Origin of the sequence: Stutzerimonas xanthomarina DSM 18231, assembly GCF_900129835.1 — a bacterium.
Lineage (GTDB): Bacteria > Pseudomonadota > Gammaproteobacteria > Pseudomonadales > Pseudomonadaceae > Stutzerimonas > Stutzerimonas xanthomarina.
This window is the reverse complement of the sequence record NZ_FQXA01000001.1, coordinates 901,497-920,466: the sequence shown is the minus strand read 5'-3', so window position 1 is coordinate 920,466 and position 18,970 is coordinate 901,497. Positions and strand designations below refer to the sequence as shown.

16 protein-coding genes are annotated in these 18,970 nt (G+C 62.8%); 4 read left to right on the top strand and 12 right to left on the bottom strand.

Features of this window, described 5'->3' with window-relative positions; genetic code table 11:
- Positions 1-39: 39 nt before the first annotated feature.
- Positions 40-942: an alpha/beta hydrolase family protein gene (locus tag BUE09_RS04100; protein ID WP_073299403.1), complete on the bottom strand. Its 903-nt coding sequence runs from the start codon at positions 940-942 to the stop codon at positions 40-42.
- A 99-nt stretch (positions 943-1,041) separates the two neighbouring features.
- On the opposite strand from BUE09_RS04100, the gene BUE09_RS04095 reads away from it, so the two are divergent.
- Positions 1,042-1,623 (top strand): TetR/AcrR family transcriptional regulator, encoded by a 582-nt coding sequence (locus BUE09_RS04095; RefSeq protein ID WP_073299402.1) that lies wholly within the window; start codon positions 1,042-1,044, stop codon positions 1,621-1,623.
- A 92-nt stretch (positions 1,624-1,715) separates the two neighbouring features.
- On the opposite strand, the gene BUE09_RS04090 is transcribed toward BUE09_RS04095, so the two are convergent.
- Positions 1,716-2,498 (bottom strand): IclR family transcriptional regulator, encoded by a 783-nt coding sequence (locus BUE09_RS04090; protein WP_073299401.1) that lies wholly within the window; start codon positions 2,496-2,498, stop codon positions 1,716-1,718.
- 631 nt (positions 2,499-3,129) lie between these two features.
- On the opposite strand from BUE09_RS04090, the gene rpmB reads away from it, so the two are divergent.
- Both rpmB and rpmG read left to right on the top strand, forming a co-directional pair.
- Positions 3,130-3,366: a 50S ribosomal protein L28 gene (rpmB, locus tag BUE09_RS04085; protein WP_019339373.1), complete on the top strand. Its 237-nt coding sequence runs from the start codon at positions 3,130-3,132 to the stop codon at positions 3,364-3,366.
- An 11-nt stretch (positions 3,367-3,377) separates the two neighbouring features.
- On the top strand, positions 3,378-3,533 hold the full coding sequence (rpmG, locus tag BUE09_RS04080) for a 50S ribosomal protein L33 (protein ID WP_025243687.1): 156 nt from the start codon (positions 3,378-3,380) through the stop codon (positions 3,531-3,533).
- 186 nt (positions 3,534-3,719) lie between these two features.
- Here rpmG and aptA read toward each other — a convergent pair whose 3' ends face one another.
- Positions 3,720-5,039, bottom strand: coding sequence for an omega-aminotransferase AptA (aptA, locus tag BUE09_RS04075; protein ID WP_073299400.1), 1,320 nt, complete (start codon positions 5,037-5,039; stop codon positions 3,720-3,722).
- Between the two features lie 204 nt (positions 5,040-5,243).
- Between aptA and BUE09_RS04070 the strand changes: the two genes are divergently transcribed.
- A complete protein-coding gene (locus tag BUE09_RS04070) occupies positions 5,244-6,737 on the top strand; it encodes an aldehyde dehydrogenase (protein ID WP_073299399.1) in 1,494 nt (497 codons plus the stop codon).
- 327 nt (positions 6,738-7,064) lie between these two features.
- Here BUE09_RS04070 and BUE09_RS04065 read toward each other — a convergent pair whose 3' ends face one another.
- The 9 genes from BUE09_RS04065 to BUE09_RS04025 all read right to left on the bottom strand — a co-directional run bounded on the left by BUE09_RS04065 (position 7,065) and on the right by BUE09_RS04025 (position 18,967).
- Entirely contained in the window at positions 7,065-8,465 is a 1,401-nt protein-coding gene (locus BUE09_RS04065) for a glycosyltransferase family 2 protein (RefSeq protein ID WP_073299398.1), read from the bottom strand.
- A complete protein-coding gene (locus BUE09_RS04060; protein WP_073299397.1) occupies positions 8,462-9,577 on the bottom strand; it encodes a HEAT repeat domain-containing protein in 1,116 nt (371 codons plus the stop codon). The genes BUE09_RS04065 and BUE09_RS04060 overlap by 4 nt, the downstream gene beginning before the upstream one ends.
- A complete protein-coding gene (locus BUE09_RS04055) occupies positions 9,567-10,703 on the bottom strand; it encodes a YaiO family outer membrane beta-barrel protein (RefSeq protein WP_143164622.1) in 1,137 nt (378 codons plus the stop codon). The genes BUE09_RS04060 and BUE09_RS04055 overlap by 11 nt, the downstream gene beginning before the upstream one ends.
- A complete protein-coding gene (locus BUE09_RS04050; RefSeq protein WP_073299395.1) occupies positions 10,703-11,092 on the bottom strand; it encodes a response regulator transcription factor in 390 nt (129 codons plus the stop codon). The genes BUE09_RS04055 and BUE09_RS04050 overlap by 1 nt, the downstream gene beginning before the upstream one ends.
- Complete coding sequence (locus tag BUE09_RS04045; RefSeq protein WP_073299394.1) at positions 11,089-13,959, bottom strand: ATP-binding protein; 2,871 nt, start codon at positions 13,957-13,959, stop codon at positions 11,089-11,091. Before BUE09_RS04045 ends, BUE09_RS04050 begins: the two co-directional genes overlap by 4 nt.
- Before the next feature lie 175 nt (positions 13,960-14,134).
- Complete coding sequence (locus BUE09_RS04040) at positions 14,135-15,766, bottom strand: diguanylate cyclase (protein WP_073299393.1); 1,632 nt, start codon at positions 15,764-15,766, stop codon at positions 14,135-14,137.
- Positions 15,759-16,148, bottom strand: coding sequence for a response regulator (locus BUE09_RS04035; protein ID WP_073299392.1), 390 nt, complete (start codon positions 16,146-16,148; stop codon positions 15,759-15,761). Before BUE09_RS04035 ends, BUE09_RS04040 begins: the two co-directional genes overlap by 8 nt.
- Complete coding sequence (locus BUE09_RS04030) at positions 16,145-18,547, bottom strand: PAS domain S-box protein (RefSeq protein WP_073299391.1); 2,403 nt, start codon at positions 18,545-18,547, stop codon at positions 16,145-16,147. The genes BUE09_RS04035 and BUE09_RS04030 overlap by 4 nt, the downstream gene beginning before the upstream one ends.
- Before the next feature lie 33 nt (positions 18,548-18,580).
- Positions 18,581-18,967 (bottom strand): response regulator, encoded by a 387-nt coding sequence (locus tag BUE09_RS04025; protein ID WP_073299390.1) that lies wholly within the window; start codon positions 18,965-18,967, stop codon positions 18,581-18,583.
- Between the last annotated feature and the right edge of the window lie 3 nt (positions 18,968-18,970).

Here is an 18,970-nt window from a genome sequence, read left to right as displayed (position 1 = left end):
GGGGGGAAGTGCCTTCCTCTGGCCAGTGCGCCTCTTAGCCTAACTCGCGTTGACGAGCGCATCAGGCGGGTTGTGCTGGCATTGTTCAAGTTCTGGCAGCAAATAGCCCGACCAGAGCGTCGGTGCGAAAGCTTCACGGAAGAAGCCGAAATGACCGATACGATCCGCGCCCACTTCACTCGGGGCGATGCGTTGCATGCTCTTCGGTGCGCCGGTATAGAAGCCGTGCAGCGATTCGGTATTGCGCGCCGACATCATCTCGTCATCAGTGAATGACAGCGACGTCAGCGGGGTCCGTACCGCGGCGAACGCCTGGTGCATGGGTTCGCCCTCCACGCCGACCAGATATTCCGGATGCAGGCACCAGCGGCGCCATTGGCGGATGACGCCGGCCGGCAAGTCACCCACTGCGCCGATGCGGTCGCCGGGAAAGTAGCCGGCGATGGCGGTTAGGGCCGGGGCAAGACCGTACCAGAGCAACCAGGCCTTGTGCTTGATCTGCGGGCTGTTTTCGCGCCAGTAACCGCTGCCGGCCGCAATGGTGACGATTCGGGTAAGCCGCTCGTGGCCTTTGACTAGAGGCAGGATCTGCGCGCCGACGCTGTGGCCAATCCAATAGAGCGGTAGCGCGCCAGCCTCCTCTGCAACTGTTGCCAATACCGCGCTGCAGTCGTGGCGAGCCCAGTCGAGGATGTCCACCTTGAGCTGGCGCAGCGGAATCTGGCGCGAGCGGCCCATGCCCAGATAATCGAACGTGACGACCAAATAGCCACGGTCGGCCAGCCAACTGGCGAACGCGGCGTAGAAGCGTTGCTTGACGCCCATGGCCGGTGCAATCAAAACGGCGCCGCGTGGCGCACCGCTCGGTGGGTACCAGTAGCTGGACAAAAGGTGACCATTGCCGTTATCGATCCAACGCTCTCCAGCCTGTATCGTCGCCATCTTTTTGTTCTCCGCACTTTTTGGATTGCCGCGATCGGTGCAGTATACGAACAGTGGAAGATAATTCTAGAAAATAATTCTAGTTACGTTGGAGGTCGGATGGCCCGTAGTAGCCGCAAGCAGGAAATCCTCCAGGCCGCGCTCGCCTGCTTCACCGAGTTTGGGGTTGAGGCGACGACCATCGAGATGATTCGCGACCGTTCCGGGGCCAGCATCGGTAGCCTTTATCACCATTTTGGTAACCGCGAGCGAATCATCGCCGCGCTTTATCTGGAGGGCATCGGTGAATACGCCGCGCGGCTTGAGGCCGGGCTGATCGAAACGCTGGATGCCGAGGCGTGTGTCAGGCTGTTCGTCACGAGCTACATCGATTGGGTCACAGAGAATCCCAACTGGGCACGCTTCGTTCTGCACAACCGCGGACGGGTCGAGGCGGGGGAAATGGGGGAACGACTGCGTGAGGTCAATCAGGCCCATGGCGAGCGGGTCAGCGCCATCTTGCGCCGGCACCGCGATAGCGGCGCCTTTCGACGGATGCCGGGTGATTGCTTTCTGGCCGTGGTGATCGGGCCTTGCCACGATATGGCGCGCAACTGGCTGGCTGGACGATCACGCACCGCGTTGGCGGATTGCCGCGAACTGCTCGCGGACATCGCCTGGGCCAGCGTCAGGGCGCAGTGACGGCGGTCTGATCGCCACCTTTGTGGAGTCGATGAGCGAAAGGTCGGTGAAGCCTACGCGTCCCGCTTGACTGGTTGCCGCTTAGCCAATGATCAGACGCCCAGGCTTTCGATATCGCGTGCGAGCATTTCCAGCTGGTGTGCCAGCGAGCCGCGTAGGGTTTCTTCACTGAGCTGGAACGAGGGCGCGCCGCAGGTCAGCGCCATGATGCTGCCGTCGGCCAAATGAAGCGGTACGCCAGCGGCCATCACATTGCGGTCCCAGTCGCCGAGCGACAGGCAGAAGCCATGCTGGCGGAACTCGGCGAAGGATTTTTCCAGGGATTGCTCCATCGTGGCCCACTCGTCGCCGTATTTGGCTTCCAGCGCGGCCATCAAATGCGCGCGCTCCTTGTTCGGGGTGCCGGCGAGAAAGGCGCGGCCTGCTGCCGTGGTGGCCAGCGGCAGGCGCACACCAGCGTCCATGCGCAGTGTGGAAACCTCAGCCGGCCGGCAGTTTTCGATATAGATCATCGACAACCGGTCACGGCAGGTCAGCCCAACGGACGTATTGGTGCGACGCGAGAACTCGTCCATGTACGGCTTGGCCAGCTGGCGCACGCGCAGATTGGAGACGTAGGCATAACCGAGCGCCAGTACGCCGGAGTCGAGCTGGTACTTTTCCAGCTGCGGCGAGTAGCTGAGGTAACCGAGCTTGGTCAGGGTATAGGTCATGCGCGACACCGTTGGTTTGGGCAACCCGGTGATGCGCGCAATGTCCTGGTTGCCCATCACCACCGAACCGTGGGTGAAGGCACGCAGTACATCCAGCCCGCGTGATAGCGCCTCGACGAATTTTCGGTCCTTGGGAGTATCGGTGTCTTCGATGTCGCTCATGGTGGTGTCGGTCTGTCCGGTGGTAGGGCGGCGGCGCGCACGATAGCAGATCGCCCATCGCTCGGCAGGGGGCTTTAGCTAATGCGCAAGTTGCTTCGGTGGCTGTCCACGACCACGGTCGTTTAGCGCCAATTGGGTCATCATAGCTGATAATAACGGTTCTGCATTTCGCACAGTAAAACCATTGTTCGCTTTTAATGCGAGGCTAGGCGACAAATATGGCTCGTCTCATCTCGTCGTAGGCGGGAGAGTAGTTACAGCGATACGATGGCAGCCCGGCAGCCCGGCAGCCCGGCAGCCCGGTTCGTTGCAACTGACGGCTCTGATTGGTCTCACTGTATAGAGTGGGCAGATGCGCAGGCGACGAACGGTTTGCGGCGGAAGGCCTCGCCAGGCTTGGGTCGGAAAGAAATCGAGGCAGTGAGCGTCGACGCTGTAAAGTCACACCGCGCTTGTTGCCTGGGGGACTTTCTGATATAAAGCAGCGCTCTTTTCTAGGGGCCCGGTTTCTTCGCTTGCCGCGTAGCCGGTAAGACCCCAACGAAACGTGGCGCTGAGCGCCAAAATAGACATTTGAATTCAAGCGGCCAACCCATGCCGGGTTGGGCATGTGGTTTTAGAGGGCTGAGGCATGTCGAGAGTCTGTCAAGTTACCGGTAAGGGTCCGGTAACCGGGAACAACATTTCCCACGCGAACAACAAAACCCGTCGTCGTTTTCTGCCGAACCTGCAGCATCATCGCTTCTGGGTCGAGTCCGAGAACCGCTTCGTACGTCTGCGCCTGACTGCCAAAGGCATGCGCGTTATCGACAAGCGTGGCATCGACGCCGTTCTGGCTGAACTCCGCGCTCGCGGCGAAAAGGTTTAAGGAGAACTATCATGCGTGACCTGATCCGTTTGGTGTCCAGCGCCGGTACCGGCCATTTTTACACCACTGACAAGAACAAGCGCACCACCCCCGACAAGCTCGAAATCAAGAAATTCGATCCTGTCGTACGTAAGCACGTGATGTACAAGGAAGCCAAGATCAAGTAATTGATCGGCCCTTGAAGAAAAACCCGCCAATCGGCGGGTTTTTTCGTTTATGCAGCTATGGCAGTGGTGTTCCAGTAGGGCACCCGTGCTGCCCGATGCGGACTCGGTGAGCCGTTCGTGGCGGCAAATTGCTCGTCCGGCTTTGGGCCGCTCACCGACACGGCCGCCTCTACGGTCATCGCTCTGTCAGGCTGCCTTGCGGATGGCGTCGGCGAGGCGCTCGATCATCGCGTCGATATGCTCGCGCTCGACGATCAGCGCGGGTGACAAGGCAATGGTGTCGCCGCTGGCGCGCGCCAGCAAACCATCCTCGAAGCACTGACGAAACACTTCGTAGCCACGTTTGCCGACGCCGTCCGCATGGGCCGCGAACTGGATGCCGGCCACCAGCCCAACCGTACGGATATCGGTCACGTTTGGCAGTCCCTGGAGGCTGAACAGGGCGTCCTGCCAGTAACCTTCGATCTCGATGGCTTTCTGGAAGAGGTTCTCCCGCTGATAGATGTCCTGGGTCGCCAGAGCGGCTGCGCAGGCCACCGGGTGGCCGGAGTAGGTGTAGCCGTGGAAGAACTCGATGGTGGCTTCCGGGCCTTGCATGAAGGCCTCGTGAATCTGCTCGTCGACCAGCACCGCGCCCATGGGGATCGCGCCGTTAGTCAGGCCTTTGGCGCAGGTGAGAATGTCCGGCGTGACGCCCCAGCGCTGGGCGGCGAAGGCCTCGCCGACCCGACCGAAGCCGGTGATCACTTCGTCGAAGATCAGCAGGATGCCGTGCTTGCGGGTGATCTCACGCAAGCGCTGCAGATAACCCTGCGGCGGCAGGATCACCCCAGCGGAGCCGGACATTGGCTCGACGATCACGGCGGCAATATTTTCCGCCCCATGCAAGGTGACCAGTCGTTCCAACTCGTCGGCTTTTTCCACGCCGTGCTCAGGCAGGCCGCGGCTGAACGCGTTGCGCTGCAGGTCGAGCGTATGCGGCAGGTGGTCGACGCCTGGTAACAGCGCGCCAAAGGCCTTGCGGTTGTTGGCCATGCCGCCGACCGAAATACCGCCAAAGCCGACGCCGTGATAGGCCAGCTCGCGGCCGATCAGGCGGGTGCGACTGCCCTGGCCGATCGCGCGCTGGTAGGCCAGTGCGATCTTCAATGCGGTGTCCGCCGACTCCGAACCCGAGTTGGTGAAGAACACCCGGTTCAGCCCGGCCGGGCTGATCTGCGCCAGCCGCTCAGCCAGCTCGAAGGGCAGCGGGTGGCCCATCTGGAAGGTCGGTGCGAAATCCAGCTGGGCGATCTGCCGGCTCACCGCCTCGGTGATCTCGCGGCGGCCATGGCCGGCGTTGCAGCACCACAGCCCGGCGGTGCCATCGATCACCTGACGGCCATCGGTGTCTGTGTAGTACATGCCCTCGGCGCGCTCCAGCAGACGCGGGCTGCCCTTGAACTGACGGTTGGCAGTGAAGGGCATCCAGAAATGTTCGGCAGAGGTGGCGCGATCGTGGGCCATGGCTAGCTCCGGCAAGGTGACGGGTTCGACGGCTATGCTGTAGCGCGATATCACCCGAGCGCCCAGCGGTTTTGGCGAGTCTATGTTTAATAAAACGAACAAAACAAGGCGGGAACCGGCTGCAGCGTAAAAAATATTGATAGGCCTGGTGCCGCTGGTTTAGGGTGCCTTTCTGATTATTTGACAGACTACCGAGGACGCCACATGACCACCCTGACTCTTGCCGATTGGCAACAGCGTGCCCGCGACCTGCGCATCGAAGGCCGGGCCTTCATCCAGGGCGAATACACTGCGCCCAGCGCCGGAGCCAGCTTCGACTGCATCAGCCCGGTCGATGGGCGGGTGCTGGCGCAGGTGGCGAGCTGTGACGAGGCCGACGCCGACCGCGCCGTGATTAGCGCGCGCATGGCTTTCGAGTCCGGCGTCTGGTCGCGCATGGCCCCGGCCAAGCGCAAGGCGACGATGATTCGCTTCGCCAATCTGATTCAGGCTAACGCCGAAGAACTCGCGCTGCTGGAAACCCTGGACATGGGCAAGCCGATTGGCGATTCGCTGAACGTCGACATGCCGGGCTCGGCCAATGCACTGCGCTGGTCTGGCGAGGCGATCGACAAAATTTACGACGAAGTGGCGGCCACGCCCCATGATCAACTGGGCCTGGTCACGCGCGAACCGGTGGGTGTCGTGGCGGCCATCGTGCCGTGGAATTTCCCGCTGATGATGGCTTGCTGGAAGCTCGGGCCGGCGCTGGCAACGGGCAATTCGGTAATCCTCAAACCATCCGAAAAGTCTCCGCTCACCGCCATTCGAGTCGCGCAGCTGGCGATCGAAGCGGGCATTCCGCCGGGCGTGCTCAACGTGCTGCCGGGCTACGGCCACAGCGTGGGCAAGGCGCTGGCGCTGCACATGGACGTCGATACGCTGGTGTTCACCGGCTCAACCCGGGTCGCCAAGCAACTGATGATCTACGCCGGCGAGTCGAACATGAAGCGCGTCTGGCTGGAGGCCGGCGGCAAGAGCCCGAACATCGTCTTTGCCGATGCCCCGGACCTGGAGGCCGCAGCGAAGTCTGCGGCTGGCGCCATCGCCTTCAACCAGGGCGAGGTTTGCACCGCTGGCTCGCGGCTGTTGGTCGAAAGCTCGGTCAAGGAGCGCTTCCTGCCGATGGTGGTCGAGGCGCTCAAGGGCTGGAAGCCCGGTAACCCGCTGGATCCGGCCACCAACGTCGGCGCGCTGGTCGATACCCAGCAGCTCGACACCGTGCTCGGCTACATCGAAGCCGGTCGCAACGACGGTGCGAAGGTGCTGATCGGCGGCCAGCGGACGATGCAGGACACAGGCGGCCTTTACGTTGAGCCGACCATCTTCGACGGCGTCAGCAATGCCATGAAAATCGCCCGCGAAGAAATCTTCGGACCGGTGCTGTCGGTGATCACCTTCGACACCGCCGCCGAGGCGGTGAGCATTGCCAACGACACGCCGTACGGCCTTGCCGCGGCAGTGTGGACGGCTGATCTGTCCAAGGCGCACCTGACGGCGAAGGCGTTGCGGGCGGGTAGCGTGTGGATCAACCAGTACGACGGCGGCGACATGACGGCGCCATTCGGCGGCTTTAAGCAGTCCGGCAACGGCCGCGACAAGTCGTTGCATGCCTTCGACAAGTACACCGAGCTGAAGGCCACTTGGATAAAGCTGTAAACCATCAGCATGCCGAGGCCGGGTGTCGCTTTTTACGTCCGCCTTGTTTTGCGACCGCGGTGGATCGGTAAAGCGCGATCCACCCTACGAGCGTGCGTCCTCAAAGCCTCAATGAAGACCTGGCCATTGTAGGGTGGATGTCGCCTTTTACATCCACCGATGGCGGCACGCGGCACTGCGGTGGATCGGTAGAGCGTGATCCACCCTACGAGCCGTGCGTTCTCAAAGCGTCGATGAAGAGCTGGCCATGCGTAGGGTGGATGTCGCCTTTTACATCCACCGATGGCGGCACGCGGCACGCGGTGGATCGGTAGAGCGCGACCCACCCTACTGCCCCCAGGTTCCGCTGCGGCGCATCGTTCCCCATTGATGCTTGCGCCGCGAAAACCATTGCCACAGCCCGCGGCAACGCCAGAGCGTATTCAGCTGGCGATAGCCGACGTTTTCCAGCACGGCCATGAGAAACAGCCGCAGCATGTCGCGGCGGCGTTCGTAGACGCGAAACGACATGGTTTCCAGCAGCAGGCCGTTGACAGAGAGCAGGATGCCCATGCCGATCGCGACTAGCAGGAACGCGGCCAGCGCGGCGTAGGACACGACGCCGACCACGAAGCCGCCAATCATGAAGCCGTAGCCGACCAGTTCGATCAGCGGTCCGATCCATTCGAACAACGCCATGAACGGCCAGGCCAGCCAGCCCGGTGTGCCGCCGCGCAGGCTGAAGGCGAGGCGTGCGTGGCGGCTCAGGCTCTCTGCCAGCCCGCGTTGCCAGCGACTGCGCTGACGGCCGAGGGTGCCAAGGTCTTCCGGGCATTCGGTCCAGCAGATCGGGTCGGGTAGGTAGCGGATGCGGTAGGGAATGCGCTTTTGCCGGTGATAGCGATGCAGCCGCACCACCAGTTCCATGTCCTCGCCCACCGTGTCGGTGCGGTAGCCGCCGACGGCCATGACCCGTTCCTTGTCGAACAGGCCGAAGGCGCCGGAGATGATCAGCACGGCGTTCATCGGTGACCAGCCGAGGCGGCCGAACAGAAAGGCTCGCAGGTATTCAACGATCTGAAAGCGTGCCAGCCAGTTGCTCGGCAGTGCGGCACGGATCAAAAAACCACCGCGCACCTCCGAGCCGTTGGCGATGCGGACCGTGCCGCCAGCGGCGACCGTGCGTTCGTCTTCGAGGAAGGGTTGGACAACGCGCAACAGGCTGTCGCGCTGCAGAATAGAGTCGGCGTCGACACCGCAGAACAGCCCGTGCCGCGCGGCATTGATGCCGGCATTAAGTGCGTCGGCCTTGCCGCCGTTGGCCTTGTCGATGACCCGCAGATTGGCGTAGCGCCGTGAGCGGTAGATCGCCTGCACCGGCTGATGCGCCACGGCCTGGCGTAGCGGCTCGGGATGCGGCACCAGTTCGAATTCCTCGATCAGCACGGCGAGGGTGTTGTCCTTCGAGCCGTCGTTGATCACCACCACTTCGAACTCGGGATACTGCAACTGCAGCATCGAGCGCACCGAGGTACGGATCGTCGCTTCTTCGTTGAACGCGGGCATCAGCACCGAGACCGGCGGCTCTACGCCTAGATAGGGTGCGATCTCGCCGGTTTCGGCACGCTGGCGGATATAGCCTATCAGGCTGACCATCGATAGCACGTTGAGCAGGAGGTACATGCCGTTAAGCAGCAGGAAATAAACAATGAAGCCCAGTTGCAGCCACCACAGCCAGTCGATAGTCACCGCTTGAGCTCCGCCATGGCGCGACGCAGGGCGTCTTGCCCGTAGCGATCATGCACTTGCTGGAACAGCGCCAGCAGCCGTTCCGAGGTGACACCCGGTAATGTTGCCAGGCTGTCTGCAGCGGCCTGGCGGACCCACCAGCTGGGGTCGCCCAGTAACGGCATGAACAGTTCGCTGTCGTCAGCGCGGGCTTGTTTATGCAGGGCTTGCAGGGCAGCCAGGCGCACATTCTCATGGCGGTGTTGCAGAGCTCGCAGCAGGCGGCCGCGGTCACGCGGATCGCCCAGTTCGCAAAGGCAGCGTAGCGCGACCTGCACCTGCTCAGGCGCCGCGTCCTCTTCCAGCCGCGCGCGGGCCCAGGGCGCGGCGTGACGGGGGTCGCCATGCACCAGCAAAGGCACCAGTCGCTCGCGGCGCGGATCTTCGGAACCGGAGAGGGTGACCAGTAAAGGCAAGGTCACCGCCTGCTCACCGGCCTGCTGACAGAGGCTCGCCAGGCGCGGCAAGGCCCAGTCGGGGCGGGTTACGGCGGTTGGCAAGATCAGCTGCATGGCGCGGGCCGTGTCCATCGCAATCAATGTCTGCGCGGCGGCCAGTGAGACGGTCACGTTGCGGTTCATCAGCAGTGGCTGTACGGCTTGCCAATAGGCGGGGTCGGCCAGATGACGCAGACAGGTCAGGCCGATCAGCTTGCTGCGGACCCGACCGCGCAGCAGCGCCAGGGCCTGTTGGTCCATGCCCAGCGAGATCAGCGCGTGATTCATGCGCTCACGCGCCGCGCCGCGCAGTTGCAGCTGAGTGCGGTTCCACTGCAACAGGAACCACAGCCGGCGGCTGCGAGGCAATGCTGGAACCGGATCGGGCAGCGCGTCACCCAGGCTGCACAGTGCGAAGAACGGCCGCCATTGGTCGTTGAAGGTTTGCCGCCGCGCTGAGCGGCGGCGAGCGACCTCACCGAGCAGCATGACCTGGAACATCACCAATAGCGTCAGCGCGCCCAGGCTCAGCGCGCAATAAAGCGCCAGTTGCAGCATGCCGTCTTCGGGCCAGATGGCCAGCCAGGCTCTGCGCGGTGCCTCGCACAGCCAGACCGGGCAGAACTCAGAAAGCATGACGCAGGCCGAGCTGCAGCCAGCGCCGCGTGTAGTAGTCGCCCTGACGATGCTGGCCGACTTCCCAGGTCATCGCCCAGCGGGTGTCCAGCCAATGGCGGCCCTGCAGACTGAGGGCACGTACATCGCTGGTGATCAGCTGCTGTTCCTCGACCGCTTCCTCTTCACCGATGGTCAGGCGCAGGCCAGCATAGCTGAGGCCTGCATAGTAGTAGTCCAGCGCCAGGTCGTGTCCGACCGGCGTGCCGGCATTGGCTACGTCGGTGATGTTCAGTGTGTAGCCCGCACGCCACGCGTTCCAGTAGCGTTCGGCGCTGAGGGCCAGCCGCTCGACGCGGGTGGTTTCGTATTCGGTGCGGCGCACGCTGACAGCGCCGAGGAAGCCCGCCGACAGTCGCCGTTGCAGGCGTAGATCGGCATGCCATTGGGGCAGGAAATAGGGCGAAGGCTGATAGCCGACTTCGGGTTGCAGCGTCCAGTTGTCGTCCAGCGCGATCACCGCGCCCGCCTCGACGCCCTGGTCCCATTCGCCAAAGCGCTGCTCGCGCAGCAATGCGCCGTACCAGCCGAGCCCTTCCGGTTGCGTCGAGGCGTAATCCAGCCGTTGGCTACGCCAGTTGTCGAAACCGCTGTCCAGCCAGTCCTGGCGGGCTGAAAGCTCCAGTTCATGTCGCCGTTGTGCCGTGGTGGCGCTGGCAGCCGGCGCTGTGGTCGTGATGGGCGAGGTCAGCGATGCCCGTGCTTGCTGCATCGCCTGCTGGACGTCGGCATAGTCCGGTGCGATCTCCACGGCGCGCTCCAGCGAGACTAGGGCGGCCTGGGGGCGACCTGCCCACAGCAATGCCTGGCCCTGCCCGAGCAGGTAGTCGGCGTTATCCGGCTCGCGTTCCAACAGCTGCTCATACAGTGGCAACGATTGCTCGGGTTGTCCTTGCCAGGCGCGCACCCGGGCCAGCAGGTACAGCGCCTCGCTGTCGCCGGGTTGCCTTGCCAGTTGCGCTTCCAGTGTCGCTGCTGCGGCGCCGAGTTGCTGGGCATCGACCTGGCGTTGGGCGGTCGCGACGTCGGCCAGTGCCATCGAGGACAGCAGCCATACGGGCAATGCCAAGGTAAATGACGTTCGCATCATCGTGGACGCCTCAGCAGACGACGGATACGCGCCAGCAGTTCCTCCGGCTGGAAAGGCTTGGTGACGTAATCGTCGGCGCCCAGCTCCAGCGCCCGAACGATGTCCGCCTCGCGTGCCTTGGCGGTCAGCATCAATACTGGCACCTGTTCCCAGCCGGCTTCTGCGCGGAGCCGCTCGATCAGCTCCAATCCGTCGTGGTAGGGCAGCATGATGTCCATCAGGGTCAGGTCTGGTGGGCTCGATGTGGTGATCTTTTCCATGGCCTGGCGGCCGTCTGCTGCGTGATCGACGACAAATCCGTGCCGTTCGAGCATGAAGCGAATAAGGAAAGCAATATCCTCCTCGTCCTCAATCATCAAGATGCGCTGGCTAGTGGAGTCGCTCATGCATTGACCTCTTCGGAAACCTGGGTTTGGCTGGGCGGCCATGTCTGCAACAGCTGCTGGATCAGCTCGGCGAGCTCGTCGCCGTCATGGCGAGACTTGACCAACTGGCGCAGGGCCAGGCGGCTGTCGTGCACCGGTGAATCCAGCGCGGAGAATATGATCACGGGCGGGGGCGGAACGCTCTGGGCCAGCTGGTCGAACAATTCGCTGCCGTCACCGTCGGGCAGCATCAAGTCGATGATCGCCAGATCGAAGTGTTGCTCGTCGATCAGGTGACGGGCCTCGGTAAGCGTAGAGGCGCCGTGAATATCAATCGCCAATGGCTCGACCAGCCGGGCGAGCAGAACGCGCAGATCTTCGTCGTCCTCAACATGAAGAATTCGCGGGTGGGCGCCGTTGGTTCTGAGGCATGCCTGCACCACTTCCATGACCCGTGACGGGTCGACCGGCTTGTGCAACCAGTCGATTACACCGACAGCCCCGCCGCGCAGGGCGCCATCGTCATTGTCACGACGTTGGGGCTGGAGGCTGACGATCAGCACCGGCAGATGGCGATAGGCATTCTGGCTGCGCAGATTCTGCAGAAAGGCGATGCTGTCCCCGTCGCTGAGCGCGGGGCTCAGCGTTAGCGCCTGGACACTGAACTCGGCCAGCATTTCTCGCGCTTGGGCAGCCGTGTCGGCGATCAAGGTGCCGTAGCCGTGTTGCTGCAGTGCGGTCGCCAGTTGTTCGGCGGCAGCTGCGTCGGGTTCAAGGATGAGGATACGCTCGACCGGTCCATCCTTGCCTGCGGCCTGCAGCGCTGGCGCGACCGTTGGCGTATTGGCTGGCGGAGTCGACGCGACAGGCAGGCGGAGCCAAAAACAGGTGCCTTGGCCTTCCTGCGAGTCGAAGCCAATCCGACCGTGCATCTGCTGCACCAGGGAGCGGGTGATCGCCAGGCCAAGCCCGGTGCCGCCACGCTTACGAGCATCGGAGGAATCGGCCTGGGCGAACCGTTCGAATATGCGTGAGCGGAAGTCTTCTGGAATGCCTTGCCCCTGATCCTGAACGCCGATCTCCAGGTTGTCGCCGTGGCGACGTACATCGACAGTGACGACACCGCCAGCCGGTGAGTGCTTGATCGCATTGGACAGCAGATTGGCCATCACTTGCGCGAAGCGGTCCGGATCGAGGTTGGCTTCGCCCAGGTGCGTGCCGTTTGGCGTCACGAGAACAAGACGGACGCCGTATTCATCGCCGTATGGCTTGAGGTCGACCAATGCCTGTTCAACCAGGGTTAGCACCTCGCAGCGGGCAAAATGGAAGGGCAAGCGCCCTGCTTCGAGCTTTTCGATGTCGAGAATGTCGTTGATCAGGCGGACCAGGCGCTCGCTGTTCTTGTGCGCGATGTCCAGCAGCGGCCGGACGCCGTCACTGATCTCGCCAGCAATGCCACCGACCAGCATGCCCAATGCGCCACGGATGGCGGTCAGCGGGGTGCGCAGTTCATGGCTGACGGTGGAGATGAATTCGGTCTTCATCTGCTCCATGCGGCGTCTGAGCGACATGTCGACCGCAACGGTCACGACATAGCAGACGTTGTTGGACATGGTCATGGGGCGCTTGACTACTTGGAGCCAGCGCTCCTGGCCGTGCGTATCCATGAGCCCGACCTCTGTGATGCGCAGTTCGCCACTGCCACACAGCAGCTCGGCTTCGCCCTGCAACAGAGGCAGCAGCAGTTTTGCCCCGGCGATTTCCTCGGCCCGGCGGCCTTCGATGGCTTCGGGCCGAGCGTCGAGCAGTGCGGTGAAGGCACGGTTGCACAATAGAAAGCGGCCCTGTTCGTCGCGCACGAAGATCAGGTTCTCATCGGTATCGACGACCCGCCGCAGGAAAATTTTCTGGTCCTCGAGCGTGTCGCGGCTACGTTGCAGCTCGGTCACGTCACGGGCTATCGCCAGGTGATCACCGAGGCCGGTAGGCACCAGACGAACCTCGAAGGTCCGCTGCCGGCTCATCTCGCACCAGGTGGTCTGGCGCAGTTGTAACGAGTTATCGGCATGGGGAAGCAGCCCCAGCAGCAGCGACTCGATGGCTTCGGGCGCCGGAGCCTGAACCGCGCTTCCTTGGGACAGGGCGGTGATCCGACGCTGGCCATCAATGGCATACAGGTTGTCGGGAATCGCCTGCAGCAGGGCGCCCAGACGCGCTTCGCCAGCTTGCGCCTTGATCGCCAAGGCCTGACGAATCTGCAGGTTACGGCGAATGGCCCAAAACGCGGCTAAGGACAGCGCTGCAATCAGCAGGCTGCCGATCAGTGCCAGTCTGCGGCTGTGTGCGATAGTGTCGGCCACGGCCTGGTTGGCGGCGGCGAGCTGCTTGCGCTCCTGTTGTTCGACCGCATCGAGCAGGGCCCGCAGACGATCCATGATCAGTTTGCCGCCGGCCTGGTGCAGGCGTTCGGCCGCCGGTTGCAGACCCACGGTGCGGCGGGCCTGGATGTTGTTGGCGGAGATCAACAAGCGATCGGCGATGTTGCGGTCAAGCTGCTCGAACCAACTCTGGTCCGGGAAAACCTGATCCTCCAGCAGCCGTTGCAACCCACGACGGTGTGCTTCGATCTGCCGAAGGCCGAGCTCATAAGGCTCAAGGTAACTGGGATCGCCGGTCAACACGAAACCACGAGAACCGGTTTCAATGTCCTGCAGCGAAGACAGCATCGCCTGGGTCGCGGTGATGACTTCCAGGCTATGGCTGACCGAGAGGTTGGTCGCCAGAACCTGTTGCTGGGTTTGCTTGCCCTGCCAGCCTAATGCGATGAGTAGAATGAAGGCGATCAGGAACGCGAGCCAATGCCAGCTGATCTGGGTTCTTGCGGGCAAACCGGAACTCCTTTCGCCGGTTGAACGATTTGGGACGGCCTCGGAGGCTGGAGCCAGCCCATGCGTGCCGCCGCCTGCCAGCGCCTGCGAACCGGCCGCGACTGCTATGCAGTGTAGTTGGAGTCCTCAATCGCGTGACGGTTCGCTCGTTTTTCCCGCCAGCCAGCTCGGTTCGTTAGGCGATCTGCACCTGGTTTCGACCGTTGTGCTTGGCGACATAGAGCGCCTGGTCGGCCAGTTCGAGCATGGCGCCAGCACCGGAGTGGCCGTCGGTCTCGCTGATTCCGGCGCTGAGCGACACGCTGAAGGTGCGAGCGCCGGCGTGGAAGCTCAAGGCGGCGAAGCGCAGGCGGATCTCGTCGAAGATCCGCTTGGCCTGTTCTGCCGGGCAGTCCGGTAGCACCGCGACGAACTCCTCACCACCGTAACGGCCGATGCTGTCGATGCGGCGCAGACGCTGGCGCATCAGGTTGGCCAGCGAGCGGATGACGTTGTCGCCCGCAGCATGCCCGTACTGGTCGTTGACCTGCTTGAAGTGATCAAGATCGAGCATCACCACGCTGGTGGGTTTGCCACTGCGTTGCGCGCGTTCCACCTCCAGCGCGACTTGTTCCTTGATGTCGGCGTGCTTGAGCAGGCCGGTGAGGCTGTCACGCGACAGCGCCATGCTCAGTGCGCGCGCCCGCTGCACGCGCGAGAACACGGCGGCGGTCAGTGCATTGTCGCTGATGGGTTTGGTAATGAAGTCATCGCCGGCCTTGAGCAGGGCGGCCATCTGCCGATTGATGTCTGTTTCAGCCGACAGGTAGATGATGGGCACTCGCAGCCACTCGTCGTTCAGGCGAATCATCTGCGCCAGCTCAATCCCGGTGAAATCCGGCATGTTCATGTCGAGCAACACCATTTCCGGATCGAAATCGCGCATCACCTCGAACAGTTGACTGGGGTCGCTCAAGGTCTGCACCAGCATTTGCGAGTTACGCAGGACCAGGCTGTAACGCGCGGACAGGTCGTCGTCATCGTCGACGATCAGCACTCGGTACGGCTCGCTCAGCTCCAGGTTGAGGATGTTTTCCAGACTGTTCTCCAGCTGGGTGACGTCCAGTGGCCGAACGAAAAAGCCTTTGGCACCGGCCCGCACGGCCGCCAGCTGGCTGTCAAAATCGGCTCGGTGGCCAATGACCAGCAGCGGTAATGGCATATCCAGGCTCTGCTGCAGCGCGCTGATGGCTTCCAGTTCGCCGTCATGCTGGCTGACAATCAGGGCGTCGGGCAGTTGACCCTGGATAGCGCTCTGCAGCAGTGGGACGTCTGGAAAAATCAGCACTTCATAGCCGAAGTTGCTCAGGGTCTGGCACATTTTCTGGCCAGCATCTGAGTCCTTTTCGAGCAGATAGATCCGGCACCCGGCAGGCAGCGCGTCGGGCATGCCGCTGTGCATCTCGCCATGGTGGTCAGCTTCCCCGGCGCGCTCGGCCGAGGCCATTTGGTTGACCGCCCGAACAAACGCGGAGAGCGCCTGCCCGCTAGGCTTGGCCGCCTCAAGCCAGCGCTCTGCGCGTTGCTCGAGCAACCGCGACTGCTCGCCCAGGGTGGAGAAACCAAAAGTGCCCGCCGTGCCGGCCAGGCGATGCAGGCGCTCATGCAAGTCGAGCATCAGTTGGCGCCGCTGTTCCTGCTCGCGGACCGACAGCAGCTGCTCGGCGGATTGTTCGAGTGCCGCCAATTCCTCGCTTAAACGTTCAGCAAACTTTTCGTTGAGTGCCTGCAATTGGCGTTGCAGCGCTTCGTTGGCGCCTTCATTCATGCTCGGCATTCCATATTTCGTTCAGTTTCGCCGCCAGTTGCAGTGGGTCGAATGGTTTGTGCAGCAGTTTGCGCACGCCCAGGCGTTGCAGTTCCTCAGGGTCCGCCGGGTCGTCCGACTGGCCGGTCAAGAGCACCACGGGGGTTTGCTGCAGGTCGATCAATGGTGCGAGCTGACGCAACAACTCGATGCCGCTGATCTCCGGCAGCATCACGTCGAGCAAGATCATGTCCGGCTTGAATCCTGTTGCCTGCCGCAGCGCTTCCTGAGCGGAGGCGCAGCTGAGCACCTTGAAACCGCCCAGTTTCTCAAGCGCGATGCGGGTCACCACTTGGATGGAGGGGACGTCCTCGACGTGCAGAATACGCAGCAAGGGCCTCACTGGGCTGCCTTATTCAGCGCATGGCAGGGCAGCTCGAACCAGAAGCAGGCCCCGGCACCCGGCGACGAATCGAAGCCGATCTCGCCGTCCATGTGTTCAATCAGCTCCTTGCTGATGGCCAGGCCCAGGCCTGTGCCGCCTTGCTTTCGCGTATCGGAGGAATCGGCCTGCGCAAACTTGCCGAAAATTCGTTTGCGGAAGGCTTCGGTGATGCCTGGTCCTTTGTCGCAGACGCTAACCCGCACCCGTTGCGGCGCGACCAGCCGGGCGCTCATGGCGACGGTTTCACCGGCCGGGGAGTACTTCGCCGCGTTCGACAGCAGGTTGCTCAGCACCTGTTCCAGGCGCATCGCATCGACGGTGATCGACACGGCAGGGCAGTCTCTCAGCTCGATGCTCACGGCATGGCTTTCGGCATAACCCTGATTGCTGCGCAGCGCCTGCTCAAGCAAGGGTTGCAAGGGCTGCGCCCGCAACTCGAAACGCATCTTGCCGGCGTACAGCTTGTCGATGTCCAGCAGGTCATCGATCAATGTGCTCAGGCGTTTGCTGTTCTGGTGGGCGATGTCCAACAGCTCCTGCAGATGTTCGGGCACCTCGCCCATGACCCGACCGCAAATCAGCCCCAACGAGGCGGTGATGGACGTCAGTGGGGTGCGCAGTTCATGGCTGACGGTCGAGACGAAGTCCCGTTGCAGAATTTCGATCTGCTTGCGCTCGGTGATGTCGTGCAGCACGACCACCGCACCGTTCTGCTGACCGTTCGAGGCGTACATCGGATCGGCGTTGGCCAGCACGTATCGGGGTGTGCCATGCAGCACGATGGTCATCTCCAGATTGCGGATATGCTCGCCACGCAAGGCGCGCAACAGCGGGACCTCCTCAGGGCACATCGGCGTGACGCCGTCCGCATGATAGAGATGATAGACACCCGGCCACTGCTCCGGTGCGATCTGCTGGGCATCAAGCCCGTGCCAGCGGCGGGCGGTGTGGTTGAACAGGGTGAGGTTGCAATCGGCATCGCAGGCCACAACCGCTTCAGACAGCGCTTCGAGCAGGCGCCGATTCATTTCCTGCTGCTTGTCCAGCTCCAGCTGTTCGGCCTTGCGCTCGGTGATGTCGGTCACCAGCCCGTGCCAAAGTACCGAACCATCCGCCTGACGCATGGGTGTTGCGCGAGCTTCGACCCAGATCAGGCCTTTGCGCGGATGGTCGATTCGGTGCTCGAAGTACCATGGCGTCAGGGTTGAAGCCGCGTGGCGGATACTCGCCAGCACATGCTCACGGTCGTCGGGGTGAACGCGTGCGTAGATCGGTCCGATACTGGGCTCTATCTCGGCAGCACTCAGACCGTAGATGTCCTCGACACCTTCACTGAGGTAGGGGAACGAACTGTCGCCGTTGGGGCGCCAGCAAAACTGGAACAGCAGGCCCGGAACCTGTGCCGCTATCTGCTGCAGGCGCAGCTGCAGGTGTTCCTGGTGCGCCAGGTCGTAGGCGCTGACGATGTAGCCGCGCAACAGCTCGCGCTCATCGTGGATCGCCGAAATATTCAGCAGCACCGGCACGCCGCTGCCGTTGCGATGCAACAGGCGCCACTCGCGCGTTTCGCGGCGACCTTCGAACAGCGGTGCGGTGAGTACGGCAAATCCCGGCTCGATGGGTTCGCCCAGCTCAATGCCGAGAATGGTTGCGCGGCGCTGCAGCGCTTCCTGCGGGAATAGCGCCGAGGTCAGCGGTTGCCCGATCAGCATCTGCTCGGAATAGCCGAACAGGCGCTCGGCGGTGGGGTTGACGCCTGATATGTGCCCGTCGGCCGTGGTCACCAGCATCGCGCTCGCGGCGCTGTTGAGTAGCGCCTGCTGCAGCGCCGCTTGCTCGGCGTAGCGGTGGGCCTGCAGGCGTTCTTCGAACAGCCGCATGATCTGTCGACTGAGCCTTGTCAGCGCGCCGCGCTGCGCTTCGTTGAGCTGTCGCGGCTGGCGGTCGATGACGCAGAGGGTGCCGAGGTTGTAGCCGTCCGGCGATGTCAGCGGCGCACCGGCATAGAAGCGGATGTTCGGGTCGCCGGTGACCAGGGGGTTATCGCGAAAACGTGCGTCGCGCTGCGCATCCTCGACTTCGAACAGGCCCTGGCCTTCGATGGTATAGGTGCAGAACGACAGTTCGCGTGGGGTCTCGTTGACGTCGAGGCCGAGGCGGCTCTTGAACCACTGCCGATGGTCATCGACCAGAGAGATCAGCGCGATGGGGGTGTCACAGATATAGGCTGCCAGTTGGGTGAAATCGTCGAAGGCCGATTCATCAGGCGTGTCGAGAATCTCGTAGCGCAGCAACGCGGCGAGTCTGGACAGCTCGCGGGGCGGGGCGGGGGCGGGTATCGATTTCGATGACTCCATCTGGCTGGGCTCTCTCGGATTCAGGGCAAGCGGCTACGCGCCGCGGGCCTCCCAGATGGCCTGGATCTGGCTGGCCAGGCGCATCGGATCGAAGGGTTTGACGATCACATCGCGAGCGCCGAGCTTGCGCAAGTGCTCAATCTCGCTTGGCTGGACCTTGGCGGTCATGAACACCACCGGGACTTGTGCCAGATCGATTCGCTCGCTGAGCCGGGTAAGGGTCTCGGGGCCGCCCATCCCAGGCATCATCACATCCAGCAGGACGAACTGCGGAGCGAAGGCTTCCACTTCTTCGAGCGCCTGCTGGCCGGACGAGCACGACTGCACCTTATAGCCGCCGATCGCCTCCAGGGAGACTTTGACAACAGCCTGAATAGACGGATCGTCCTCGACATGCAGAATCCGTTTTAGCTCGCCCATGCG

Excerpts from the sequence above, each read along its gene's own strand:
- BUE09_RS04100 (WP_073299403.1), bottom strand. The coding sequence starts at position 942 with ATGGCGACGATACAGGCTGGAGAGCGTTGGATCGATAACGGCAATGGT.
- BUE09_RS04095 (WP_073299402.1), top strand. The coding sequence starts at position 1,042 with ATGGCCCGTAGTAGCCGCAAGCAGGAAATCCTCCAGGCCGCGCTCGCC.
- BUE09_RS04090 (WP_073299401.1), bottom strand. The coding sequence starts at position 2,498 with ATGAGCGACATCGAAGACACCGATACTCCCAAGGACCGAAAATTCGTC.
- rpmB (WP_019339373.1), top strand. The coding sequence starts at position 3,130 with ATGTCGAGAGTCTGTCAAGTTACCGGTAAGGGTCCGGTAACCGGGAAC.
- rpmG (WP_025243687.1), top strand. The coding sequence starts at position 3,378 with ATGCGTGACCTGATCCGTTTGGTGTCCAGCGCCGGTACCGGCCATTTT.
- aptA (WP_073299400.1), bottom strand. The coding sequence starts at position 5,039 with ATGGCCCACGATCGCGCCACCTCTGCCGAACATTTCTGGATGCCCTTC.
- BUE09_RS04070 (WP_073299399.1), top strand. The coding sequence starts at position 5,244 with ATGACCACCCTGACTCTTGCCGATTGGCAACAGCGTGCCCGCGACCTG.
- BUE09_RS04060 (WP_073299397.1), bottom strand. The coding sequence starts at position 9,577 with ATGCTTTCTGAGTTCTGCCCGGTCTGGCTGTGCGAGGCACCGCGCAGA.
- BUE09_RS04055 (WP_143164622.1), bottom strand. The coding sequence starts at position 10,703 with ATGCGAACGTCATTTACCTTGGCATTGCCCGTATGGCTGCTGTCCTCG.
- BUE09_RS04050 (WP_073299395.1), bottom strand. The coding sequence starts at position 11,092 with ATGAGCGACTCCACTAGCCAGCGCATCTTGATGATTGAGGACGAGGAG.
- BUE09_RS04040 (WP_073299393.1), bottom strand. The coding sequence starts at position 15,766 with ATGAATGAAGGCGCCAACGAAGCGCTGCAACGCCAATTGCAGGCACTC.
- BUE09_RS04030 (WP_073299391.1), bottom strand. The coding sequence starts at position 18,547 with ATGGAGTCATCGAAATCGATACCCGCCCCCGCCCCGCCCCGCGAGCTG.
- BUE09_RS04025 (WP_073299390.1), bottom strand. The coding sequence starts at position 18,967 with ATGGGCGAGCTAAAACGGATTCTGCATGTCGAGGACGATCCGTCTATT.